Raw genomic sequence first — 21191 nt, forward strand, 5'->3', positions numbered from 1 at the left:
GCGGCCGCGCATGACCGGCGTGCTCCGCAACATCATCGCGCTGTACGGCGTGCACCTCGTGACGTTCGTGCTGCCGCTGCTCACCGTCCCGTTCCTCGCGCGGGTTCTCGGGCCGGGCGCGTGGGGGGCCGTCGCGTTCGCGCAGGCGTTCGGTGCGCTGCTCGGCCTGCTCGTCGAGTACGGTTTCGACCTCGCCGGCGCCCGCGCCGTCGCCCGCGACCGCGACAACCCCGCACGCCTCGCCGCGCTGCTCGGGCAGATCACCGGCGCGAAACTGCTGCTCGGCGCCGCCGCCCTCGTCATCGCCGTCATCGCGCAGCAGGTCGTGCCGGCACTCGGCGCGCACCCCGCGCTGCTGTGGGCGAGCGTCGCCCTCGGCCTCGCGCAGGGCGCCAGCCCCCTGTGGTTCTACCAGGGCCTCGAACGCCTCCCGCGCGTGGCCGCCGTGGACGTCACCGCCAAGGCCGTCGGCACCGTCGCTCTGCTCACCCTCGTGCGCGGCCCCGCCGACGCGTGGCTGGTCCCCGCCCTCGCCGCCGCCGCCGCCACGTTCAGCGCCGCGTGGGGCTTCACGCAGGCCGTCCGCACCGTCGGCATCCGCACCCCCACCCCCGGCGGAATTCGGGACGCGTTGCGGCTCGGCTGGACGATGTTCGTGTTCCGTGGGTCCGCCGCGTTCTACAGCAGCGCCAGCACCTTCCTGCTCGGCCTGTTCGTCCCCGCCACGCTCGTCGGGTACTACGCGGGTGCCGAACGCCTCGCGCGCGCCGCGCAGGGCCTGCTGCAACCCCTCAGCCGCGCTCTGTACCCCCGCTACAGCCGCGCCGCGCAGGACGGCCCGCGCGCCCTCCAGGCCCTGCTGCCGCACGGCGCGCGCCTGATGCTCGCCGCGGGCGGCGCGCTCAGCGCCGCCCTGCTGCTCGGCGCGCCCCTGCTGGTCCGCATCCTGCTCGGCACGGACTTCGAGCCGGCCACGCCCGTCCTGCGCGTCCTCGCCGCCCTGCCCCTCCTGATCGGCGTGAACATCGTCCTCGGGCTGTTCTGGCTGGTGCCGCTCGGCCTGGACGGCACCTTCAACGGCACCGTCGCGCTCGGCGCGCTCCTCAACGCCGCTCTGATCGTCGCGCTCGTCCCGCACGCCGGGCCGCTCGGCATGGCCGTGGCCGTCATCGCCACCGAAGTGTGCGTGTTCGCCCTGCTCGCCCGCGCGTACCGCCGCACCCGCCGCACGCCGCCCCCACCCCACCCGGCCCCGCTGGAGGCGTGAACGTGTACGTGCGCCGCGACACCCTCGACATCTGGCTGCACGCCGCGCTGTTCAGCCTGTACCTGGGCACGCTCTCGGTCATCGGCACCGCCAGCCGCCTCGGCCTCGGCAGCGTCAGCATGCTCGGCCTGATCCTGCTCACGCTCACCCTCACCGCCAGCGCCGCCTGGCGCGCCCGCAGCGTCCCGCTGCTCGGCGTCACCCTGCTCGGCGCGCTGCCCTTCGCGCACCTCGCCGTCGGCGTGCTCGGCGGCGGCTCCACCGACGGCAGCTTCGTGTACCTGTACAAATTCAGCGGGTACCTGCTGATTCCGTACCTGTGGGTGTGGGCGTGCACCCGCACCGACGAACGCATCGAACGCACCCTGATGCTCATCGCCACGTTCATCGCCGTGCGCGCCCTCGCCACCTTCGTGCTGCCCGCCCTCGGCCGCGACCACGTGGGCCTCGCCGACGACTTCATCATCTGGGAACGTGTCGGGCCGCTCGCGCGCGTGTTCTTCCCCGGGCAGGGCCTCATGTTCCTCGGGCTGATGATCGCCCTGCGCGGCGTGTTTGTCGCGCGCGGCCAGGACCTCAAACGCGAAGGCCTGCGCGCCGCGCTGTTCATGGGCGCGCTCGGCGTCACGTTTTCCCGCGGGTCGCTGATTTTCGCGGCGCTGCTCGCTACGCTGTTCATCCTCGTCCGCTTCGCGCGGCAACGCGCGGCGAGCAGTCACAAGGCCCGCCTGGTCCTCGGCGCCCTCATGGCCCTGAACGCCGCCGGCGTTGCCGTGTTCCTCACGCCGCTCGCCACGCCCGCCGGGCAGTTCGTCACGCAGTTCCGCGGGCAGGAACGCTTCAGCCTCGACCCGCGCAACCTCGACTGGCGCGCCGAACAGGTCCGCGCCGCGCGCCTGCTGATCCGCACCGACGAGGACCGCGCGTTCGGCGTGGGCACCGCCACGCACATCCCCGAGGACGTCGCGCACCCCATTCCCGGGCAGGTCACGAACGAACTGCATTACTCGTACGCGTCCGTGCAATGGACGTTCGGGAACGTCGGCCTCGCCCTCCTCGCGGTGTTCGGCATCGCTCAGCCGCTGCTGCGCGCCGCCATCCGCCGACCCGCCACGCGCCTCGCGCTGCCCGCCGCGCTGACCCTCGCGTACATCGCGCTGTGCGGCGCGTACACCATCACGTTCACCAGCACCGACTGGAGCTTCATGCTCGCGCTGTGCGGCGCGTACCTCAACGCCCGCTCCAGCCGCCACGCCCCCCCCGCCGTGCCCGCCCCGCCCCGACCCGCCCGCTTCCCGAAAGGACTGTTGCATGACTGACCCTCACCGTCCGCGCGTCGCGATCATCCTCGTGAACTACAACAACGCCGCCCTCACCGACGCGTGCCTCGCGTCCCTGCAGACGCTCACCCATCCGCACGACGTGATCGTCGTCGATAACGGCTCCACCGACGACTCCCTCGCGCACCTGCGCGCCCGCCACCCGGACCTCCACCTCGTGCACTTCCCCGTGAACGTCGGGTTTACCGCCGCGAACAACGCCGGGTGCCGCGCCGCGCTCACGCAGCCCGTCGAGTACCTGTGGTTCCTGAACAACGACACTGTCGTCGCGCCCGACGCGCTCACTGAACTCGTCGCGGCCGCGCGGGCCGACCCGGCCCTCGGCGCCGTCAGCAGCCTGCTGTACGAGATGCGCGAACCCGAACGCCTGCAGAGCACCGGCGGCGGCCACGTGCGCCTGTGGCGCGGCACGGCTGAACTCCACACCCATGACGTCCCCGCGGGCGAACTGCACTTCGTGGCGGGCACCAGCCTGCTCGTGCGCCGCGCGGCCATCGACGCCGTCGGCCTACTCGACGAGGGCTTCTTCATGTACTGGGAGGACGCGGACTTCAGCTTCCGCCTGCGCCGCGCCGGCTGGACGATCGCCGTCGCGCCACGCGCGCGCGTCTGGCACCTCGGCTGCGCCAGCATGGGCCAGAGCACCCGCGAACACAAGAGCCTCGCGTGGGAACTGCACTTCACGCGCAGCGCCGTCCGCTTCTTCCGCAAGCACGCCCCGCTGCCGATCGCCCCACTGCTGCTCGGCCCCGGCCTGTACCTCGTGAAACGCGTCCTGCGCCGACAGTGGCCGCGCGCGCGCGCCGTCGCGAGCGGCGCCCTCCAGGGCCTGCGCGCCGCGCCCGCCCCGCGCCTCGCGCCCGCCACACTCGCGAAACGGGGCACGCCATGACCGTCCCGCAACCCCGCACCTGGCCGGAACTGCGGGCGTACATCCTCGCGGACCTCGCCCGGTACGAAGGCACCGTCCGCGGCGAGGAGTACACGCCGCCGCCCACGCCGGCCGCCGCGCTGCGCCTCGCGGCCCGCCATTTCTGGACGTCGCCTGGCTTCAAGTTCCTCGTGCACTACCGCACCGCGAAATTCCTCCGCGGGCGCGGCCTCGCGTACCGCCCGCTGTTCATCCTCGCGCGCCTTCTGCACGGCCGGTACTTCTTCAAGTACGGCATGGACATTCCGCTCAGCTGCAACCTCGGGCCGGGCGTGTACTTCGGGCACTTCGGGAACATCATCATCAGTCCGGACGCGGTCGTACACGGGCAGTGCAACATCGCTCAGGGCGTCACCATCGGCGTGACCCGGCGCGGCACGAACGTGGGCGCGCCCACCCTGCACGAGAACGTGTGGATCGGCGCGAACGCGGTCGTCGTGGGGAACGTCACGCTCGCGCCGGGCACGCTCGTCGCGCCGCTCAGTTACGTGACGCGCAGCACCGAGCCGGACGCGGTGCTGGTCGGCGTTCCTGCCCAGCCCATGAATCACCACGGCTCGGCCGGGTACGTGCTCGGGAAGCGCCCCGCGCGCCTGCCGGAAGCGGCTTTGTCGCGTCGCCCGCACCTGGCGGACGCGTTCGAGCCCGCCCGCCACGCGGAGGCACCGGGGCACCAAAGCGCCCTGGAGTAGGCGGAGGCAGGGCTTCAACGTCCAGGGCGTTCTGCGGGTCCGGTCTGCCGGTGCCCCCGGAGGCGTCACGGCTGCACGCACGGCCCGTCCAGGTGGGACGGTAAGCGTCCGTGTCTAGGGAGGCACGGGCGCTGATGGGGTGGGGAGTCGGGCACGGTGGGTGTCCTGACCAGCGGCACGCTTCACACAATCATGAAGATCAGATAAACAACTGACGTGGGGCAAGCTCACATCTTTCACAGGGACCATAGAGAAGCCAGCGCGCGCACCACGGCGACCCACCCCAGGCCAAGGAGAGCGGCCCCCTCCTGCCATTCACCGTCGTTGTCCGTCCCGTCCTCCTTGCCCACCCAGGAGCCAATCCCATGACCCACGCCCACATCGAAATTCGCGGTGCCCGAGAAAACAACCTGAAAAGCGTCAACCTCGACCTTCCCAAACACCAGATCACCGTGTTCACGGGCGTCTCCGGCTCCGGCAAATCCTCACTCGTCTTCGACACGGTCGCCGCCGAAGCGCAACGCCAGCTGAACGAAACCCTCACGGCCTTCGTACAGGGCTTCATGCCGCACTACGGCCAGCCGGACGTCGACCGCATCGCGCACCTCAACGCGCCGATCATCATCGACCAGAAACGTGTGGGCGGCGGCGCACGCTCCACCGTCGGCACGTACACCGACATCGCCGCCGTCCTGCGCGTCCTGTTCTCCAGGGCCGGGCAGCCCGCCGTCGGCCCGGCCTTCCACTTCTCGTTCAACACCCCGCAGGGCATGTGCCCGGAATGCGAAGGCCTCGGCCAGACCGTGCAACTCGACCTCGACCGCTTCCTCGACCAGCGCCGGTCCCTGAACGGCGGCGCGATCCTCCACCCGGACTACAAGGTCGGCAAGTGGATGTGGAAGACGTACGCGAACTCCGGCTTCTTCGACAACGACAAACCCCTTGAGCAGTACACCGACGAGGAAATGCACCGCCTGCTGTACGGCGCCGGCGGGCAGAAGGTCACGTTCGCGGACTTCAACCTCACGTACCTGGGCCTGATGGAACGCTTTACGCGCAAGGACGCCGCCAGCATGTCCGAACGCAGCCGCGCCGTGTTTGAGCAGTTCACGCGCGCGCAGGTCTGCCCGGTGTGCCACGGCGCGCGCCTGAAACAGGCGGCGCTGGCGTGCCGCATTCAGGACCGGAACATCGCGGAACTGTCCGACCTGGAAGTCACCGCCCTGATCGACTTCCTGCGCGCCCTGCCGGACGGCCCGGCCCGCCGCGTCGCCGACGAACTGACGGAGCGGCTCACGCACATGGTGGACATCGGCCTCGGGTACCTGAGCCTCGGGCGCGGCACCGCGACCCTGTCCGGCGGCGAGTCGCAGCGCCTCAAAATGATCCGCCACCTCGGCAACAGCCTCACGGACATGCTGTACATCCTCGACGAGCCGAGCGTCGGCCTGCACGCCCGCGACGTCGCCCGCCTGAACGGCCTGCTGCGGCAGCTGCGCGACAAGGGCAACACCGTGCTGGTCGTGGAGCACGACCCGGACGTCATGAGCATCGCTGACCACATCGTGGACATGGGTCCCGGCGCGGGCATGCACGGCGGCGAAGTGGTCTTCGAAGGCCAGTACGACGCACTGACCCGCTCCGACACGCTCACGGGACGGCACCTCCGCCAGCAGCTGCCCCTCAAGGCGGAGGTCCGCACGCCCACCGGCTGGATGCCCATCGAGCACGCCACGCGGCACAACCTGAAGGACGTGACCGTGCAGGTCCCCACAGGCGTGCTGACGGTCGTGACCGGCGTCGCCGGGTCCGGGAAGAGCACGCTCATCAACGACGTGTTCGTGGAGCGCCACCCGGACGCCGTGGTCATCGACCAGTCCCGCGTGGGCGCGAACAGCCGCTCGGCGCCCGCCACGTACACCGGCATCATGGACGACATCCGCAAGGCCTTCGCGAAGGCGAGCGGCGCGAACGCGTCCCTGTTCAGCTTCAACTCGGAGGGCAGCTGCCCGAACTGCAACGGCCTGGGCGTGGTGTACACCGACCTGGCGTTCATGGAGGGCGTCACGTCCACCTGCGAGGTCTGCGAGGGGCGGCGGTACACGCCGGACGTGCTCACGCACACCCTGCGCGGCCGGAACATCAGCGAGGTGCTGGAAATGACCGCGGAGGAAGCCCTCGGGTTCTTTACCGAGAAGAAAATCCGGGCGGTGCTGCAGGCCATGAACGACGTGGGCCTGCGGTACCTGAAGCTGGGGCAGCCGCTCAGCACCCTGTCGGGCGGCGAGGGCCAACGCCTGAAGCTCGCCACGGAACTGCACAAGCAGGGCAGCGTGTACGTCATGGACGAGCCGACCACGGGCCTGCACCTGTCCGACATCGGGTTGTTCATGGGCATCATCGACCGGCTGGTGGACGCCGGCAACAGCGTCATCCTGATCGAGCATCACCTGGACGTCATCCGGCAGGCCGACTGGATCATCGACCTCGGCCCGGAAGGCGGCCGGGCGGGCGGTGAGGTCCTGTACGCGGGCCCGCCCAGCGGGCTGCTGCACGCGCCGCGCTCCATCACGGGGCAGTACCTGGACGTGCGCGCCTGACGACCCACCCGGTATGCGCGCGGGCCAAGCGCACGCGCCCCCAAGCAGTCCCCAACGCTACCCACAGCAAGAACCCCACCCGTGCAGGTGGGGTTCTTGCTGTGCTGGTGCGAGAATCGTTCAGGTGGGTGGAGTTACTTGCAGTTGGTGGCGACGCCGCTGCCGGTGTTGCCGGTGCAGGTGTTGCCGCTGCCGGCGAAGGTGATGGCCTTCTGGACGCCCGTGCCGAACGTGTTGTTGCGGAAGTTGTTGTTGTTGTTGCCGCTGTTGGCCGCGTAGATGCCGTTCAGCATGCCGCTGAAGGTGTTGCCCTGGAAGGTCGTGCCGCTCACACCCAGGTCGAACAGGACGCCGAGCGTGACCTTGCCGGTGAAGGTGTTGCCGGTGAAGACGTTCCCGCTGGCGTTCTGGTTGAACACGACGGCCTGCTGGGTGCTGTTCTCGAAGGTGTTGTCCTGGATGGTGTTGTTGTTGCCCTGGACGCGGATGGCGACCATCTGATCGTAGATTTTGTTGCCGATGACCGTGATGTTGCTGCTGACGGGGCCGCTGCCGTGCGCCTGGAGGCGGATGCCGTCCTCGTAGCCGTTGGGGCTGTCGCCGGTCATGCCGTAGGCGGCGTTGTTCTTGACGCTGCCCCCGATGACGCTGCTGAGCTGGTAGGCGCTGCTGCCGAGGGCGTCGGCGCCGGTGTAGCCGCGGACGGTGTTGTTTTCGAGGTTGCCGTTCTTGACGCTGGTCACGCCGCCTTCCGGGTAGGGCATGATCTTGATGCCGTCGCGGGCGAAGCCGTTCACGGTGTTGCCGCTGAAGGTGACGTTGCTGGCCCCTTCGGTTTTCATGGCGGTGTTGCCGTAGTTGCTGGCGGTGTTGCCGCTGATGACGTACGTGTCGCCGAGCGTGCCGAGCAGGCCGATGCCGGGTTTGCCGCTGGTGGCGCCGTAGCCGGTGACGGTGTTGTTGGTCCAGGTCTGCTGCGTGGCCTTGTTGCCCCACACGCCGTGGTAGGCGACGGCGCTGACGGTGTTGTTGTTGACGACCGTGCGGGTAGCGTTCTCGACGGTGATGCCGTCGCCGCCGAGGTTGCGGATGGTGTTGCCGTCGATGGTGGCGTTGCTGCCGCCGGTGACGCGGATGCCGTCGATCCAGGCGCCGCTCTGGGTGGCGCCGATGACCGTGAAGCCGCGAACGGTGGTGCCGGTGGTGTTCTGGAGGTGCAGCAGGGCGGTGCCGGCGAAGCCGGAAGCGGCCTTGAGGGTGGCGCCCTGTGCGCTCACGGTGATGCCGTTGGTGCCGCTGAGCACCAGGGGGCGGCTGATCAGGTACGTGCCGGCGGGGAAGACGAGGTTCTGGCCGCTGCTGAGCGCTTTCTGCAGCGCGTTGGCGTCGTCGGTGACGCCGTCGCCTTTCGCGCCGAAGGTCTTCACGTCCACGCCGCCGGTGACGGGCGCAGGGGTCGGGGTGGGCGTGGGGGCGGGCGTCGGGGCGGGGGTGGGGGCCGGGGCGGGCGCGGTGCTGCTGGCGGTCAGGTCGAGGTAGTCGACGTAGGCGTTGCGGTCCTTGCCGGTCCCGCCCCAGATGTCGTTGGTGAACATCACTTCGATGGTGTCGCCGGGTTTGAGGGCGTAGTTGCCGAGCGCGTACGGGGCGTACGTGGTGCTGGTGATGTTGGCGGTGGTTTTCTGGGTGCCGTTGATGCGCAGGGCGACGATGGGCGCGCCGTTGTACTGGTCGCCGCGGGCCTGCACCTTGAGGGCGTAGGTGCCGCTGCTGAGGGTGCTGGGGACGCTGAGGCGGACGCTGTTGCCGTTGCTGAACAGCGCGACGGCTTTTCCACCCTGGGCGTTGGCGTCGTTGATGACGATGGCGCCGCTGGTGGCGCCCGGTTCGACGACGCTCTGCGGTTCGAGGGTCACGTCGGTGGTGGTGCCGTTTTCGGCCTGAAGGCTGGTGCTGAGTTCCGCGGGGGTGCTGCTGGCGGGCGTGGGCGCGCTGGTGGTGTTGCCGCAGGCGGCAAGCAGCAGGGGGAGGCTCAGGGCGATCAGGTGGGTGAGGGTGGGTTTACGCATGGGGGGCTCCTGGGTGCAGCATTGATGGCGTGCAGAGGGCTGCACGTTGGTGGTGGCGGGGGAGGGCTAGCCGACGCAGGGGGCGCACCGGCGGGGCGAGGGGGTCCTCGTCTCAGCCCGTTCAAGCTTAGGTAAAGCTTAATGGATGCTTGAGGGAAGCGTAATAAAGAAATTCACGTGGAAGACGTGGGCGCAAAAAGCGTCCACGTGGCGTGCATGATTTAACACATGTGAAGCATGAGCATAAGGTGGGAAAAATTGCTCATTAAAAACCTGAGAACAGCATAAAAAGAGCGCGCTTTGACCTTAGTCAAAGCGCGCTCGCGCAAGACACCACTTAAACACCTAGCTGAAAATCCTAGAACGCGCCGGAACCCGTAAGCACCACCCGCGCCGTCCGCGCCAGAATCACCAGATCCAACCAGATCGACCAGTTCTGCACGTAATACGGATCCCACCGCTCCATGCCCGCATTCCCCGCCAGCGACCGCCCGGACACCTGCCACAACCCCGTCAGACCCGGCTGCACCTGACTGCGCAGCATCCGCGCGCGCAGCACCAACTGCGCCTCGTGGTACGCCGGCAACGGCCGCGGCCCCACCAGGCTCATCTCCCCACGCAACACATTCAGCAACTGCGGCAGCTCATCCAGACTCGTCACGCGCAACCAGCGGCCCACCCGCGTCACCCGCGGATCCCGCTGCAGCTTGAAATGCGCCTCCCACTCCGCGCGCAACGCCGCGTCCTCCGCGAGTCGCTGCCGCAGCACCGCCTCCGCGTTCGGCACCATCGTGCGGAACTTCCACGTCGAGAACACCCGTCCGTGCTCCCCGAGCCGCTCCTGACGGAACACCGGATCCTGACGGTCCTCCAGCCAGATCAGCAGCGCCACCAGCGCGCACACCGGCACCCACACCGGCGCGGAACCGACCACCAGCAGCAGGTCGAACGCGCGCTTCAGGAACCGCGCCGTCGGGTCCAGCAGGTTCCGCGTCAACTCCAGCCCCAGCACGCCGCCCAGGTCCACGGACGTCGCCCACAGCGACGGCACCTCCGCCATCTCGGGCAGCACCACGACCTTCCGGTACGACCCGAGCGGCCCCTCCAGCAACGGCGCGAGCTCCGCGTGACGTAGCGCCGGCATAGCCACCACCGCGATCGGCGCGTCCCCGCTCACCTGCGCGGTCGAACCGAGCACCGGCACGCCCCGCACGGCGCCACGCCGCTCATCGTCGAACACGCCCACCGGCACGTACCCGAAGCTGGGCGTCTCCTGCAACGCCTGCACGACGCTCTCATGCGCGCCGTACACCACCGCCGGCACGCCCCACAGCCGCGCGCGAATCAGCACGTGCCGCACCCCGTACCGGGCAAGCAGCACCAGCGGCCACGCGAACAGCGCGCCCACCACCAGCGCCACGCGACTGCTGTCGGCACTCTGCCCCAGCAGGAAGATCGCCGCGACCGTCACGCCGAACGTGAGGGCCAGCATGCCCGTCACGCGCCGCAACTCCTCGGCGGCGCCCACCCCCCACGACGGCAGCAGCTTCAGCAGGAACGCCCCCAGCAGCCACGTGACGATCAGCACGCCACTCCACGACGGCAACATCGGCTGATTGAACAGCCAGGCGCGCAGCGCGCCAGCGGCGCTGAACGCCACCTCCAGGGCGATCACGTCGCCCAGGGCGAGCAGCGCGCCGTTCATGACGCGCCGACGCGTGAACAGCTGGGCTTTGGTGTGGGCGTGACGGACGTGCTCTCGGACCTGACCCTGCGCGGGAACTAAACTCACGGTGCGGCCTCCTGGGGCGGGCGCGGGGGGGAGCGCCTGAATGGCGCCACCAACGCGGCGCCGGGACGATGAAGGCTTCAGGACGTGTGGGCGAGCACAGGCGCGCCCGGGTGGCGGGCGTGCAGAATGGTGCGCGCGAGGCCGTCCGCCAGCGGCACGCGCGGCACCCAACCGAGCAACTGCTCGGCCTTGCGGATGTCCGGGCGGCGCTGACGTGGGTCGTCCTCCGCGGCGGGCGTGAAGTGAATCGGCAGGCGCGGGTCGATCAGGTCCCGCACCAGCTCCGCGAAGTGCAGGATGCTGTACTCATCCGGATTCCCGAGGTTCACGGGATCGTGATGCGTCACGGTCATCAACCGGAGCACGCCGTCAACGAGGTCCGTGACGTACTGAAAGCTGCGCGTCTGCTGCCCGTCGCCGTGCACGGTGAGCGGCTCGCCGCGCAACGCCTGATGAATCAGGTTCGTGACCACGCGGCCGTCATCGGCGCGCATGCGCGGACCGTACGTATTGAAAATGCGGATGATGCGCGTATCCACGCCGCGCGCGCGGTGGTACGCCATCGTGAGCGCCTCCGCGTAGCGTTTCGCCTCGTCGTAGCAGCTGCGCACGCCGTTCGGGTTCACGTGCCCCCAGTACCCCTCGGGTTGCGGGTGCACGTGCGGGTCCCCGTACACCTCCGACGTGGACGCGAGCAGGAACCGCGCGCCCTGACGCCACGCGAGGTCCAAGGCGTACTGCGTGCCCTGCGCGCCCACCATCAGCGTCTCGATGGGGTGTTGTTGGTAATGCGGCGGACTCGCCGGCGACGCGAAATGCAGCACCCAGTCCAGCGCGTCCACGCCCGGCGGGAGGTGCGCCTCGTGCAGCCCCAGGCTGACGTCCGCCTGCACGAAATGAAAGCGCGGGTGGGCACGCAGCGCCTCGGTGTTGCTCCGCTGCCCGCTCAGGTAGTTGTCAACGCCGACGACCGTGTGCCCCGCGTGCAGGAGGTGCTCGGCAAGGTGCGAGCCGACGAAGCCGGCACTGCCGGTCAGCAGGACGTTCATGCGCTCGCCTGCGCCATGGTGGGTGCCGGTCCGGCGTCCTTGCCGATCTGCTCCACGGTGGCCGCCACCGACAACGGCATGCGCAGCAGGTTGCGCGCGTCAATCACGACGCGGGTGCGCATGGTCAGCACCGCCGCGTCCCAGTCGAGCAGGCGGAACTCGTCCCACTCGGTGGCGATGATCACAGCGTCCGCGCCGGCCAGGGCGGCGCTCGCCGAACGCGCCTCGCTGTACTGCAGGTGCCCCCACTCCTGCCGGGCGCGCGGCATGGCGACCGGATCGTACGCCACGACGGACGCACCCAAGCTGGCGAGGCGCGCGATGAAGTCGTGCGCGGGCGCGTCCCGCAGGTCGTCGGTGTTCGGCTTGAAGGCCATACCGAGCACCGCCACGCGCTTGCCCTTCAGCAGGCGCAGGTGCCGCTGCAACTTCTCGATGACGAGGGTGCGCTGACGGCGGTTCACGTCAATGGCGGCGCGCAGGATGGGCATGTCGTACCCGTACTCCTCGCCGGTGCTCACGAGCGCGCTGGTGTCCTTCCCAAAGCAGCTGCCGCCCCACCCGGCGCCCGCCGCGAGGAAGCGCGTGCCGATGCGCGCGTCCAGGCCGATGCCGCCCGTCACCTCCTCGATGTCCGCACCGACGCACTCGCACAGGCCGGCCATCTCGTTCGCGTAACTGATCTTCAGGGCCAGGAACGCGTTCGCAGCGTACTTGATCATTTCCGCGCTGGTCAGCGTCGTGTTCACGACCGCCGGCCGGGTGTACCCGCTGGGGCGCGGCACGTGCGGAGGCGGCGTGAATGACTGCTCGATGAGCGGCGCGTACAGCTCATGCAGGCGCGCCACGGCCCACGGGCGCCCGCCGAGCACGATGCGGTCCGGGTACAGGCTGTCGCTGAGCGCCGTGCCCTCCCGCAGGAACTCCGGGTTCGAGACGATGTCGTAGCGGTTGGTGTGGTAGTGCACCGCGTGCTCTTCGAGGATGCGGGTCATCCAGTCGGCGGTCCCGATCGGCACCGTGCTCTTGTTCACGATGATCTGCGTCTTGCCGTCCAGGTTGCGCGCGACGCTGCGCGCCGCGCTCTCCAGGTACGTGAGGTTCGGCTGGCCGCTCGGCAGCGCGGGCGTGCCCACGCAGATGAAGATGATGTCCGCCTTTGGAATCGATTCCTCGTACGAGGTCGTCCACGTGAGGTTGCCCTGCGCCTGCCGCAGCAGCTCGTCCAGGCCCGGCTCATAGATGGGTAGGTCCCCGGCACGCAGCCGCTCAATCTTTTGAAGGTCAGTGTCGAGACCAGTCACGCGGTAGCCCAGGTAGGCGAGCATGATGGCCGTTCCGAGTCCAACGTACCCTGTACCGACGATGGTGATGTTCATGCTGTTCTCCGCAGCTTCGCGCCTCGCCGAAGCCGGCGAGGGAGGGGGGCTTGGCCTGATGTGTAGAGGGTAAGAGAACCCCGAACATGCACAACGGCTGTCCATTCCCTGATCAGCCGTTGTTCACCAGAGATCAACCGCGTCAACGCCGCTCTCCACCAGCACCTCCGCAGCCCAGCGGCACCAGAGCTGAAAACCAGGTTCATGCTCCTCAGGTCCCTCATTACGGGCACTCTAGGCGGCGATCCTGTTCCGCCCGTGAGGCACGCATTCGGGCCACCTTGAGTAACAGCTGGTCAGCACTGACCAGCTGTTACTCAAGATGTGCGGTCCCTCAAGCGTCGTTAAGCTTGGCGTTAACGGGCCACCGCACCTCACGCACCACGAAAGGACGACCCATGCGCCAGCGTTTCCCGCTCACACGCCGTCCGCGCGGACGAACAGCGCGCCCCGCATGACCGCCCCCACCTGCCGAGTCCTGGCAGTCCTGCCTGCCCTGCGCCCCGGCGGCGCAGAGGTGCAGCTTGCATACCTGCTGCGCCACCTCCCCCGCCCCCAGTTCGACTGCGAACTCGTCACACTATTCAGCGCCCCGCACGACGACGCCCTCAACGCCCGCCTGGACCTGGGCGACCTGCGCGTCCACGACCTCGCCGTTGCGCCCGTCACGGACGGCGGTCACGGCCTAATGCACGCCACCCGCAACCTTATCCGTGCACGCGCCCGGCTGGCGGAACGCATTCGCGCGTTCCAGCCGCACGTCGTGTACTCCCGCCTGTGGTACGCGGGCGTCACGGTCGGCACCCTGAACCGCCGCCGTCTGCCGTTCGCGCACGTCGCCAACGAGGAGAACACCCTCGACAACCTCGACGACGCCGGGCGACTCAAGCGCCTGCTGCGCCGCTGGGTGGTCGCGCAGGCTGACCATTGGGTGGCGCCCACGCAGGGCCTCCACGACCAGCTCGTCGCGGGCGGCGCGCCCCTGAACCGGGGGCACGTCATTCATAACGCCACGCCCCTGCCGCCCCCGCTGCCCACCCGCTCCGCGCGGCCCGGCGAGCCCGTGCGGTTCGCCGCGATGGGCCGCCTGGTGCCCGCCAAGGGATTCGCGCGGCTGCTGGACATCGCCGCGCGCGTCAAGGCCGAACAGGTGCCGTTCACCATCGACGTGGCCGGCGAGGGGCCGGAACGCGCCGCCCTTGAGGCGCGCGCCCGCGCGCTCGGCGTGGACGACACCGTCCGCTTCGTCGGGTACGTGCCCGACCCGATCGCGTTCTTGAGCGCGCACGACGCGTTCCTGCTCACCTCGCACACCGAAGGGTTCGCGAACGTGCTCGTGGAGGCGATGGCGTGCGCGCTGCCGACCGTCGCGTTCGACATTGATTTCGGCCCGAACGAGCTGATCGTCCCGGAGCAGACGGGCGCGCTCATCACGGACGGCGATCACGGCGAGTACGCGGACGCCATGCTCACGCTCGCCCGCGACGCGCAGGTGCGCGCCGCGTACGGCGCGGCGGGCCGCGAGCGCGCCGAGACGCTGTTCTCCATCCCGCGGATGGTTTCGCACTTCAGTGAAGTCTTTTCGGGCGCCGTGCCGCGCCCGCGTCAACAAGGAGGGAACGTCCATGTGCGGCATTCTTGGAAGCGTCTCTGACGCCCCCGCTCCGCTGGGCATCATGGCCCTGCATCACCGCGGCCCCGACGCGCAGGCGCAGACCCGTGTCGGCAGCGCGCAGCTCGGTCACGCGCGCCTCAGCATCGTGGACCTCGCCAGCGGCGCGCAGCCCATGACGGACACGACCGGCACCGTCACCATCGTGTTCAACGGCGAGATCTACAACCACCTCACCCTCCGCCGCGACCTGGAGGCGCGCGGTCAGCGCTTCGCCACGCGCAGTGACACCGAGGTGATTCTCGGCCTGTACCTCGCGCACGGCGTAGCCGGCTTCGCGCGCCTGCGCGGCATGTACGCCTTCGCCGTGCACGACGCCCGCGACGGCAGCACCACCGTCGCCCGCGACCCGTTCGGTATCAAGCCGCTGTTCTGGACGCGCACGCCGCGCGCCGTGCATTTCGCGTCCGAGCTGGGCGCGCTGCTGCACGAGGCGGGCGTCACGCCCACGCTCGACCTCACGTCCGTGCTGGAGACCCTCACGCACCGGTACGCGTTCGGAACGCACACGCTGTACGAGGGCGTGCACCGCCTGGAGCCCGGCACGGCCCTCGTGATCAGCGCGCACGCCGAGGTCCGCCATGTCCGCTTCACGAGCCTCGCGGAAGAGGTCGAGCGGCACCGCGCGCCCGGCGCGCCCGCCCCTACGGACGCCGAGGTGCGGGCGCGCTTCACGGACACCGTCGAGCACCACACCATGGCGGACGTGCCGCTCGGGTGCTTCCTGAGCGGCGGCCTGGATTCCAGCGTCGTCGCGCAGCGCCTCGCGCGCACGACGAGCGAACCGATCCGCGCGTACGCTGTCGGGTTCGAGGGCGCCACGTCCGAGGCGAGCGAACTGCCGTACGCGCGCGCCGTCGCGGACGTGATCGGCGCGCGCCTGCGCGAGGTGCAGGTGAGCGCCGCGGACTTCGCGGACCTCGCGCCCGTGCTGTCCGGCAGCCTGAACGGCCCGCTCGCCGACCCGGCCGACATCGCCATGCTCAAGCTGTCCCTCGCGGCCGGCACCGAGGTGAAGGTCGTCCTGTCCGGTGAGGGCGGCGACGAAGCCTTCGCCGGCTACCCGAAGTACGCCGCGGACCGCTACGCCCGCATTCTCGGGCCGGCCATGCGTTCGCTCGCGCCGCGCCTGGGGCGCCGCAGCCGCGTCGGCATCGCCGCTGACGCGCTCGCGCGGGCGCAACGCCCAGACCGCTGGCTCCGCTGGTTCGAGAACGACGCCGCCCCGGTCGCCCTCATGAGCACTCTCATGCGCGGCGGCGCGCAACCCGAACGCGCGCGCGCCTGGGTGGAGGACCGCCTGCGCGCCTACCCGCGCGCCTGGAGTGACCTGCAGCGCATGCAGGTCCTCGACCTCGAGTCGTGGCTGCCGAACAACCTCCTGCACCGCGGGGACTACACCACCATGCAGGCGTCCATCGAGCAGCGCGTGCCGCTGCTGGACCTGGAGCTCACGCCGTGGGCGGTGGCCCTGCCGGACCGCGTGAAACTCAGCGGCCTGCGCGGCAAGATGCCGGTGCGCCGCGCGTTCGCGTCCAACCTGCCCCGACAGGTCCTCACGCGCCCGAAGAGCGGCTTCCGCCTGCCGCTCGCCGAGTGGCTCCGCGAGGACCCGACCTTGCGCGGCATGGTGCACGATCACCTGCTCGCACCGAACGCCGGCCTGCGCGCGTGGCTGGACCGCGCCACCCTGGAGGGCCTGCTCAGCCCGGCCGCGCTCGCCAGCACCGGCGGCGCGAAGCTCGCGTGGACGGCGCTGTGCCTCGAGTTGTGGCTGCAGGCCGCGCACGCCCGCGCACCTCAGGCAGCGGTGCCCGCATGACCCGTCCGCCCGGCGCGGTGTGGGTGACGACGCGCGCGCGCGGCGGCATGGCCGGGTACGCCCGCGCGCTCGCCCGCACCACCCTGTTCCGTGACTGGCGCGTGCAGCACATCGTCACGCACGACGACGGCAGCCCCGCGCACCGCCTCGCGGTGTTCGCGCGCGGCACCGCGGCGCTGCTGTGGCGCTGCCTCGGCGACCGTCCGGCCGTGGTGCACCTGCATTCCGCCGCGTACGGCAGCTTCGCGCGCAAGGGCGTGCTGCTGTGGCTCACGCGGGGCGTCCTGCGCGTCCCCACCGTCCTGCACCTCCACGCGGGCGAGTTCGAGACGTTCTACCGCGAGTCGCGCCTGCCCGTGCGCGCGTTCATTCGCGCCACGCTGCGCCGCGCGGACCGCGTGATCACGCTCGCGCCGGACCTCGCGGACGCCGTGCGCCGCACCGAGCCGCGCGCGCGCGCACTCGTCGCCCAGAACGGTGTGGCCATCGCGCCCGCGCCGCGCACCATGACGGGCCACGCCCCGCAGGTGCTGTTCCTGGGCGTGCTCATTGACCGCAAGGACCCCGTGAGCCTGCTGCGCGCCTGGGCGGCCGCCCGCCGACCCGGCGAGGCGCGGCTGGTGTTCGCCGGCGACGGCCCGCTCCGCCCGGACCTGGAACGCCTCGCGCGGGACCTGGGCGTGCAGGACACCGTCACGTTCGCCGGCTGGGTGGACGCCGACCAGGCAGGCGCCCTGCTGGACGCCTCGGACCTGCTCGTCCTCCCGTCGCATCATGAGGGGCAGCCGCTGTCCATCCTGGAGGCCATGGCGCGCGGCCTCGCCATCATCGCCACGCGCGTCGGCGGCATCCCCGACCTGATCGAGGACGGCGTGAGCGGCCTGCTCGTTCCCCCTGGTGATCCCGACCGCTTGTGCGACGCCCTCAGCGCCCTGCTCGCTGCGCCCGCCGCCCGCCAGCCGCTCGGGCACGCCGCGTACGCCCGCGCCCGCCAGCAGTTCGACCTGCAGCGCACGGCCGCCACGCTCGACGCCGTGTACCGCGACGTGACCGCCACCCCCGCGCCGCGCCACCCCCGCGCCCCCCAGGAGCCCGCATGACCACCCCCGCACGCCCCCGCGCCCTGATCATCGTCGAGAACCTGCCTGTCCCCGTCGACCGCCGCGTCTGGATGGAAGCCACGACCCTGCAGCAGGCCGGGTACGACGTGAGCGTCATCAGCCCCATGGGCCGCGGCCACGACGCCGCGCATGAGGTGCTCGAAGGCGTCCACATCTACCGCCACCCCCTCCCGCCCGAAGGGGAGGGCGCCCTGACGTTCGTGCGCGAGTACCTCACGGCGCTGTGGCACGAGACGCGCCTCGCGTGGCGCGTGCGCCGCGAACGCGGCTTCGACGTCATCCACGCCTGCAACCCGCCAGACCTGCTGTTCCTCGTGGCCGCGCCGTTCAAGCTGCTGTTCGGCACGCGCTTCATCTTCGACCAGCACGACGCTGCCCTCGAGATGTACGAAGCGAAGTTCGGCCGCCGGGACCTCCCGTACCACGCGCTCAAACTCGCGGAGCGGCTCACGTACGCCCTCGCGGACGTCGTGATCGCCACGAACGAAAGCGTCCGCGGCCTCGCCCGCACGCGCGGCCGCAAACGCGACGCGGACATCTACACCGTTCGCAGCGGTCCGCGCCTGGACCGCTTCACGCCGCTGCCCGGTGGGGACGTGCACCGCGCCGGCTTCCAGTTCCTCGTCGGGTGGGTCGGCGTGCTCGGCTCGCAGGACGGCCTGGACGCCCTGCTGCGCATCGTCCGCACCGTCGTGCAGCGTGGACGCACCGACATCAAGTTCATGATCATCGGCGGGGGGCCATCCCTGGAACCCCTCAAGGCGCTCAGCCGCGAACTGCAGGTGGACGCGTACGTGGAATTCACCGGCATGCTCACCGACCAGACGGACCTGATCCGGCGCTTGAGCGCCTGCGACCTGTGCATCGCCACCGACCCGAAAACGCCGTACAGCGACGTCAGCACCATGAACAAGGTCCTGGAGTACATGGCGCTCGGCAAGGCCACCCTGCAGTTCGACCTCACCGAAGGCCGCCACTCCGCCGGCGACGCCGCCGAGTACGCCACCAGCGGCGACGAGGCGGACTTCGCGAATCGCCTGCTCGCGCTGCTCGCCGACCCGGAACGCCGCGCCCGCATGGGCCGCACCGGGCAGGCGCGCATGCGTGACGCGCTCGCCTGGGAGCACCAGGCGCCCACCCTGCTGGCCGCGTACGCGCGCGCCCTCCGGCCCGCCCGTCCTGCCGCCCGCACGACCCGTTCCTCTGGTGAGCCCGTATGACCTCAATTGCCCCGGACCGCGCTGCCCCCGCCGCTCGCACGACCCTGGCGGTCGTCACCACGACCGCGCTCCTGAGTGTCGGCCTCGTGACCGCTCCGCACGTCGACCCGCCCGCCCACCCGAGCCTCGCGGCGCTGGCGAGCCTCGCCGCGCCCGCGCGCACCGCGCCCGTGAACGTCCGCGATTACGGCGCGCGCGGCGACGGCACCACCGACGACACCGCCGCCCTGAACCGCGCCGCGCAGGCCGCCGCGGGCCGCCGCGACCTGCTGTTCCCGCCGGGCACGTACCTGACCCGCGGGCCCGTGCACCTGCAGAACTACCACGATCAGGCGATCCTCGGGGACGGCGCGACCCTGAAGGCCGGACGCGGGTACGCGCGCGGGAACCTCGACGGGATGCTGCACCTCACCCGCCCCGTGAACGTCACTGTGCGGGGGCTGCGTATCGTCGGGGAACGCGACCCGCGCGCCGACCCGTACCACGTGAACATCGACGGTGTGCGCGTCATGAACGGCCGCAACGTCACCGTCGTGGGCGTCACGGTCGTGCAGGCCCCCACGAACGGCGTCGCATTCATCGACTGTGATGGCGTCACCACGCGGCAGTCCACCTTCCAGAGCGCCGGCGGTGCCGGCGGCTGGGCGTCCCGCACCACGAACCAGCGCTGGCAGAACAACGCGTTCGTGGGCTTCGGCGCGCCGAACGGCAACCCGTCCGGCGGCCTCGGGCTGTTCGCCACGCTCGGCGAGTACTTCCTCGCGGAGGGGAACAGCTTCAAGAACCTCGCGAACACCGCCACCAAAACCGAGGGCCTCAGCCACGTCACGTACCGCGCGAACACCGTGGACGTATTCGGCAAGGACGGCATCAAGATCATGCCGTACGGCCCGACCGTCACGAGCGTCCGCGACGCGCTCATCGAGGGGAACACCGTCCGGCACCGTCAGCCGTGGGCGCCGGACGGGTCCGCGTACATCCTGCTGCACTCCGTCATCGGCGCGAAGGTCCTGAACAACACCATTGAGGGCAGTGGCGGCACGCCGCCCGTGTACGAGGAGGACGCCATCCGCGTGAACGCCTGGGCGGGCGGCCCGGGCGCGCGTGACGTGCTGATCGAGGGCAACCAGGCGCGCGGCACGCGGCGCGGCCTGCGCATCGAGTCGGACGGCATCATCGTCCGCAACAACACGGTCATGGGCGCCGCCCCATGGGCGCGCAGCGGCCTGATTGTCGGCGGGCACGGCCTGACCGTCAGCGGAAACACCTTCGACGGCCCGGTGATCGGCGTGCTGATCGAGCGCGGCATCACCCGCACCCGCATTGACCGCAACCGTTTCGCGCACGTCGGGACCGGCGTGTACGCCAATGAGAACAACACGGACACGGTCGTCACGCAGAACCAGTTCGCGGACGTGGAAACGCCCGTGGTCGGGCGCGTCAGCCAGTAACGCCAGCAGTGTGGGCGGCTCCCGGTCCCTGGGGGCCGCCCATGCTCCTGCCCGTCGCGCTCAACCGTCCAACGGCTCCTCGAACCGGACGCGCCAGAGGTGAGGCGCCAGCAGTCCTGCGGCGCGCGGCCCGGCTCGCCCGGGCCGCGTTACTTTGTGGCGGCCTTGAAGTCGTCGCTGAACGCCTTCAGGAACTTGTCGAGGTTCTCGTTGAGTTTCTGCTCGATGTCCGCTGCGGACGCCTTCGTGCGCTTGCCGCCCCACACGCCCTGCGACCAGATGGACGCGCTGGACAGGTCCACGTCCTCGTCGTACGCGTTGTAGGTGAATAACTCCATGTTGTCCGTGAACGCGGTGTAGCCGTCGGAGTTGTCCAGTTCGAACGTCAGCATCAGCACCCGCGCGCAGTCCTCCGCGTCGTCGTACTCGCTGGCGGGCAGCCCGAGTTTCTTGAGGGCCGCGGCCATGCGCGCCTCGGCTTTCTTCTCCAGCGCGGCGTTGGACTTGTCGTTCACGTACACCGCCGCGTCGTAGCACAGCGGCAGGTCGTCCTGCAGGACGCGCAGGTTCTTCGCTTCGCTGCTCACGGTCTGCGCGTGGGCCGCGCCGAACGCGCACGCGAGGGTCAGGGTCATCAGGGCGGGCATCTTCGTGTTGGGCATGGCACTCCTGTCTGCCGCGCGTCCGCGCAGCACGATGCGGTGGGCGGCGCGCCCCACGCGCCGCCCACCCACACCCCCTGGTTTATCAGACGCCACGCGCGCGAACACGCAAATCTGCGCGTCC

General features: G+C 70.3%; 15 protein-coding genes. 10 read left to right on the forward strand and 5 right to left on the reverse strand.

Annotated features, from left to right (window positions below):
- Nucleotides 1-10: 10 nt before the first annotated feature.
- The 5 genes from DEIMA_RS00750 (at nucleotide 11) to DEIMA_RS00770 (ending at nucleotide 6830) form a co-directional block, all read left to right on the forward strand.
- A complete protein-coding gene (locus DEIMA_RS00750; protein WP_013555316.1) occupies nucleotides 11-1267 on the forward strand; it encodes an oligosaccharide flippase family protein in 1257 nt (418 codons plus the stop codon).
- Nucleotides 1264-2586, forward strand: a complete 1323-nt coding sequence (locus tag DEIMA_RS00755; protein ID WP_043816324.1) for an O-antigen ligase family protein — start codon at nucleotides 1264-1266, stop codon at nucleotides 2584-2586. Before DEIMA_RS00750 ends, DEIMA_RS00755 begins: the two co-directional genes overlap by 4 nt.
- On the forward strand, nucleotides 2579-3499 hold the full coding sequence (locus DEIMA_RS00760; protein WP_013555318.1) for a glycosyltransferase family 2 protein: 921 nt from the start codon (nucleotides 2579-2581) through the stop codon (nucleotides 3497-3499). The genes DEIMA_RS00755 and DEIMA_RS00760 overlap by 8 nt, the downstream gene beginning before the upstream one ends.
- Nucleotides 3496-4230: a serine O-acetyltransferase gene (locus DEIMA_RS16595; protein ID WP_013555319.1), complete on the forward strand. Its 735-nt coding sequence runs from the start codon at nucleotides 3496-3498 to the stop codon at nucleotides 4228-4230. Before DEIMA_RS00760 ends, DEIMA_RS16595 begins: the two co-directional genes overlap by 4 nt.
- Nucleotides 4231-4595: 365 nt before the next feature.
- Nucleotides 4596-6830: an ATP-binding cassette domain-containing protein gene (locus DEIMA_RS00770; RefSeq protein ID WP_013555320.1), complete on the forward strand. Its 2235-nt coding sequence runs from the start codon at nucleotides 4596-4598 to the stop codon at nucleotides 6828-6830.
- Between the two features lie 134 nt (nucleotides 6831-6964).
- Here the strand turns inward: DEIMA_RS00770 and DEIMA_RS00775 are convergent, their stop codons facing one another.
- The 4 genes from DEIMA_RS00775 to DEIMA_RS00790 all read right to left on the reverse strand — a co-directional run bounded on the left by DEIMA_RS00775 (nucleotide 6965) and on the right by DEIMA_RS00790 (nucleotide 13119).
- Complete coding sequence (locus DEIMA_RS00775; protein WP_013555321.1) at nucleotides 6965-8899, reverse strand: right-handed parallel beta-helix repeat-containing protein; 1935 nt, start codon at nucleotides 8897-8899, stop codon at nucleotides 6965-6967.
- Between the two features lie 358 nt (nucleotides 8900-9257).
- Nucleotides 9258-10691 carry an exopolysaccharide biosynthesis polyprenyl glycosylphosphotransferase gene (locus DEIMA_RS00780; protein WP_013555322.1) on the reverse strand — a complete coding sequence of 478 codons (1434 nt, stop codon included), beginning with the start codon at nucleotides 10689-10691 and terminating at the stop codon, nucleotides 9258-9260.
- 77 nt (nucleotides 10692-10768) lie between these two features.
- Nucleotides 10769-11740: a UDP-glucuronic acid decarboxylase family protein gene (locus tag DEIMA_RS00785; RefSeq protein WP_013555323.1), complete on the reverse strand. Its 972-nt coding sequence runs from the start codon at nucleotides 11738-11740 to the stop codon at nucleotides 10769-10771.
- A complete protein-coding gene (locus DEIMA_RS00790) occupies nucleotides 11737-13119 on the reverse strand; it encodes a UDP-glucose dehydrogenase family protein (RefSeq protein ID WP_013555324.1) in 1383 nt (460 codons plus the stop codon). Before DEIMA_RS00790 ends, DEIMA_RS00785 begins: the two co-directional genes overlap by 4 nt.
- A 454-nt stretch (nucleotides 13120-13573) precedes the next feature.
- Between DEIMA_RS00790 and DEIMA_RS16600 the strand changes: the two genes are divergently transcribed.
- From DEIMA_RS16600 to DEIMA_RS00815, 5 genes are read left to right on the forward strand one after another with little or no spacing between them, the layout of a single operon-like run.
- Nucleotides 13574-14773: a glycosyltransferase gene (locus tag DEIMA_RS16600; protein ID WP_013555325.1), complete on the forward strand. Its 1200-nt coding sequence runs from the start codon at nucleotides 13574-13576 to the stop codon at nucleotides 14771-14773.
- 22 nt (nucleotides 14774-14795) lie between these two features.
- Complete coding sequence (asnB, locus tag DEIMA_RS00800) at nucleotides 14796-16613, forward strand: asparagine synthase (glutamine-hydrolyzing) (RefSeq protein WP_043816325.1); 1818 nt, start codon at nucleotides 14796-14798, stop codon at nucleotides 16611-16613.
- On the forward strand, nucleotides 16610-17713 hold the full coding sequence (locus DEIMA_RS00805; RefSeq protein ID WP_013555327.1) for a glycosyltransferase family 4 protein: 1104 nt from the start codon (nucleotides 16610-16612) through the stop codon (nucleotides 17711-17713). Before asnB ends, DEIMA_RS00805 begins: the two co-directional genes overlap by 4 nt.
- On the forward strand, nucleotides 17710-18954 hold the full coding sequence (locus DEIMA_RS00810) for a glycosyltransferase family 4 protein (RefSeq protein ID WP_013555328.1): 1245 nt from the start codon (nucleotides 17710-17712) through the stop codon (nucleotides 18952-18954). Before DEIMA_RS00805 ends, DEIMA_RS00810 begins: the two co-directional genes overlap by 4 nt.
- Entirely contained in the window at nucleotides 18951-20405 is a 1455-nt protein-coding gene (locus tag DEIMA_RS00815; RefSeq protein WP_013555329.1) for a right-handed parallel beta-helix repeat-containing protein, read from the forward strand. The genes DEIMA_RS00810 and DEIMA_RS00815 overlap by 4 nt, the downstream gene beginning before the upstream one ends.
- A 149-nt stretch (nucleotides 20406-20554) precedes the next feature.
- On the opposite strand, the gene DEIMA_RS00820 is transcribed toward DEIMA_RS00815, so the two are convergent.
- Nucleotides 20555-21067, reverse strand: coding sequence for a hypothetical protein (locus tag DEIMA_RS00820; protein ID WP_013555330.1), 513 nt, complete (start codon nucleotides 21065-21067; stop codon nucleotides 20555-20557).
- Between the last annotated feature and the right edge of the window lie 124 nt (nucleotides 21068-21191).

This window comes from Deinococcus maricopensis DSM 21211, from assembly GCF_000186385.1.
In the GTDB taxonomy this organism is placed as follows: Bacteria; Deinococcota; Deinococci; order Deinococcales; family Deinococcaceae; genus Deinococcus_B; species Deinococcus_B maricopensis.